The sequence below is a fragment of the Massilia sp. NBRC 108631 genome, assembly GCF_059704565.1.
The window spans coordinates 1-2,600 of the sequence record NZ_BAAKJE010000232.1; the positions used below are offsets into that span (position 1 = coordinate 1).

General features: G+C 67.3%; 3 protein-coding genes. All 3 read right to left on the reverse strand.

Annotated elements, in window-relative coordinates:
• Positions 1-86: 86 nt before the first annotated feature.
• Positions 87-434: an arsenate reductase (glutaredoxin) gene (gene arsC, locus AC6H42_RS25485; protein WP_057153471.1), complete on the reverse strand. Its 348-nt coding sequence runs from the start codon at positions 432-434 to the stop codon at positions 87-89.
• A 98-nt stretch (positions 435-532) separates the two neighbouring features.
• On the reverse strand, positions 533-2,350 hold the full coding sequence (locus tag AC6H42_RS25490; RefSeq protein ID WP_497549248.1) for a HAMP domain-containing methyl-accepting chemotaxis protein: 1,818 nt from the start codon (positions 2,348-2,350) through the stop codon (positions 533-535).
• A 41-nt stretch (positions 2,351-2,391) separates the two neighbouring features.
• Positions 2,392-2,600, reverse strand: a 209-nt coding sequence (locus tag AC6H42_RS25495) for a chemotaxis protein CheW (RefSeq protein ID WP_497549249.1), incomplete at its 5' end; no start/stop codon positions are given.

Genomic DNA, 2,600 nt, shown 5'->3' on the forward strand with positions numbered 1-2,600 from the left:
GGGTTAATTATTCAGGAAATATTTCCTGAATAATTAACCCTGACCCCATTTTGCTTTACAGCATTTTGCTTTACAGCATTTTGCTATTAGAGAATTTCGTGGACCAGGGCCGGGGGACGGCACAGGCGCACGCCTCGGGGAGTGACGACGAAGGGGCGGTTGATCAGGCTGGGATGGGCCGCCATGGCGTCCAGCAGGACGTCGTCGCTCAGGCCCGGGTCGGCCAGCTTGAGCTGTTCGTACAGCTCGCCTTTGTCGCGCATGGCGCCGCGCACCGTCAGGCCGGCCTGCGCGATCAATTCCTGCAGGCGCGCGCGCGTGGGTGGCGCGCTCAGGTAGTCGATGATTTCGGGTTCGACGCCGCTTTCGCGTATCAGCGCCAGCGCGCCGCGCGAATTGCTGCAGGCGTTGTTGTGGTAAATGGTGATGGCCATGGCCGCTTCCTCCGGTTCGGTGAGGCGGCCATGCTAGGCGATACCGCCCTGGCGCGCAAGTGCGGGCCGGCGCGCGGAGGGCGGCCCGCCCTGCCCCGCTAGAAACGGACGAAATTGCTGTCGTCGGGCGCGGCCTCCATGGCCGGCGCCCGCTTGGCGGGGGCGAAGACGCGGCCGCGCGGCGCCGCCGCCGGGGCGCGCCGCGCCGCCTGCCGCTCGCTGCCGTCGACCCGGAAGAAGGACACTGCCTGCTGCAGCTGCTCGGCCTGCCCGCTCATCTCTTCGGCGGTGGCGGCCAGCTCCTCGGAACTGGACGCGTTCTGCTGGGTGGTCTGGCTAAGCTGGCCGATCGCGGAGTTGATCTGCGCCACGCCGCTCGACTGCTCTTCGGAAGCCGCCGTGATTTCCTGCACCAGGTCGGAGGTTTTCTTGATGCTGGGCACCATCTCGTCGAGCAGCCGGCCAGCCTTCTGCGCCAGTTCCACGCTGCTGCCGGCCACTTCGCCGATTTCCTGCGCCGCCACCTGCGAGCGCTCGGCCAGCTTGCGCACTTCGGCCGCCACCACGGCGAACCCCTTGCCGTGCTCGCCCGCGCGCGCCGCTTCGATGGCCGCGTTCAGCGCCAGCAAATTGGTCTGGTAGGCGATGTCGTCGATGATGCTGATCTTCTTGGCGATCTGCGTCATCGCTTCCACCGTGGACTTGACGGCCGAGCCGCCCTCGGCCGCCTGCAGCGAGGCCTGGCCGGCCATGCTGTCGGTCACTTTGGCGTTCTCGGTGTTTTGCGCGATCGAGGCCGTCATTTGCTCGACCGAGGCGCTGGTTTCCTCGACCCCGGCGGCCTGCTCGCTGGCGGCCTGCGACAGCGACTGGGCGGTGGCGCTGATTTCTTCCGATGCGCTGGCCAGCGCCTGCGCGCCGCTGCTCACCTCGGTCAGCACCGCGGCCAGTTTGTCGACCATGGTTTTCATCGCGTACAGCAGGCTGGCCTGGTCGCCGGGACGCAGCTTGACCTGCACCGTCAGGTCGCCGCGCGCGACCTCGCTGACGATGCGCGCCGCGTAGGCCGGTTCGCCGCCGATCTGCGCCAACAGCTTGTCCACCATCTGTTTCATCGAATGCAGCAGGCTGCTGTTGTCGCCCGCCGCCAGCCGCACGTCCACCGCGAAATTGCCTTGCGCCACTTCGTGCACGACGCTGGCCGCGTACGCCGGTTCGCCCCCCAGCTGGCGCAGGATGCCGCGCAAGACCAGCCAGCCCATGGCCGACAGCGCCAGCAGCGCCACGGCGGCGGTGCCGTACATGAGCAGCAGCGCGTTCCTGGACTGGGCCTCGGCCGCCGCCACCGCCTCCGTGGCGCGACGTTCGTTCAGCTCGATCAGCTTGGTCAGCGCGTTTTCCGCGTTGCTGTACAGCGGCCGCAGCGCGATCAGGTCCTGGTGCAGCGTCACGAAGCCGGCCTTGCGCTGCTCGGCGCCGCTGGCGCGCAGCAGGTCGCCGGCCACCTGGTCGAAGCGCTGGTCGGCCGCCTTCCACAGCTCCCACTCCTTGCTGAACTGCTGCCACAGCGCCGCCTCGTCGCTGTCCTGCGGCAGCCGCTCGTAGATCTTCCAGGCCTTGTCGACGCGGCTCCAGAATTCATGCTTGCTGCGCAGGTTGCGCTCGATTTCGGCGAACTGCTCAGGATAGGCGGCCAGCGCGTCGATCGCGCGGCTGGCCGAGCGCAGCGCAGTCTGGCCTTCATTCACCACCTGCAGGTTCAGCACCGAGGGCAGCTTGTTGCGGCCCACGTCGTCCAGCATTTCGCCGCCATGCTGCATGCCGCGTATGCCGATCAGCATCACGATGAGCAGCGCCAGCAGGCTCACGCTGATCAGGGTGATCAACTTGGCCCGCACTGTCATATTGTTGAGCATGGTCTGTCCTCGGTAGTGCGGTGGGGGTGCTGCGGCGCGGCCTACGCGGTGGCGCCGCCGATCTGCGCCATCGCTTCCAGCTCCGTGACCGACAGCACCTGGTCGGTGTTGAGCAGGATCACGAACTTGCCGTTGACCTTGCCCATGCCGGCAATGAACTCGGGGCGGATGCGGGCGCCGAACTGTGGCGCCGGTTCGATGTCGGACGGCGGGATGTCGATCACGGCGTTGACCGCGTCCACCATCACCC

Coding starts and splice junctions, on each gene's coding strand:
- arsC (WP_057153471.1), bottom strand. CDS start 434: ATGGCCATCACCATTTACCACAACAACGCCTGCAGCAATTCGCGCGGC.
- AC6H42_RS25490 (WP_497549248.1), bottom strand. CDS start 2,350: ATGCTCAACAATATGACAGTGCGGGCCAAGTTGATCACCCTGATCAGC.